Genomic DNA, 361 nt, shown 5'->3' with positions numbered 1-361 from the left:
CGGCGATCGCGGCGCCCGAGTCGGCGAACGCGATGCCGCGCGCCCGCAGCCGGGCGGCCACGGCGTCGAGGTCCTCGCGTCCGGGCAGCGTGATCGCCACGTCGCCGAGCCCGAGCGCGGCCGCCCGCGGGCCTGCGCCACGGCTGTTCCACGTGTTCATCGCGACGTGGTGGTGGTAGCCGCCCGCCGAGGCGAAGAGCGCGCCGGGATGGGCGCTCGCGGTCGCCTCGAAGCCGAGCGCGTCGACGTAGAACTCGCGCGCGCGGCCCACGTCGCCCACCTGCAGGTGCACGTGGCCCACGCCGCCCGACTGGCGCTCGACCTCGGCGAGCACGCCCTCATCGAGGTGCTCGGCGAGGTA

Annotated in this window: 1 protein-coding gene; it reads right to left on the bottom strand. The window is 76.7% G+C overall.

What is annotated here, in order from left to right; translation table 11 throughout:
• The coding region (locus U874_RS0113955) for a VOC family protein (protein WP_025135148.1) at positions 1-361 on the bottom strand (361 nt) is incomplete at both ends.

This window comes from Leucobacter sp. PH1c, from assembly GCF_000633415.1.
Taxonomy (GTDB): domain Bacteria; phylum Actinomycetota; class Actinomycetes; order Actinomycetales; family Microbacteriaceae; genus Leucobacter.
This window is presented reverse-complemented; position numbering and strand designations above follow the sequence as displayed.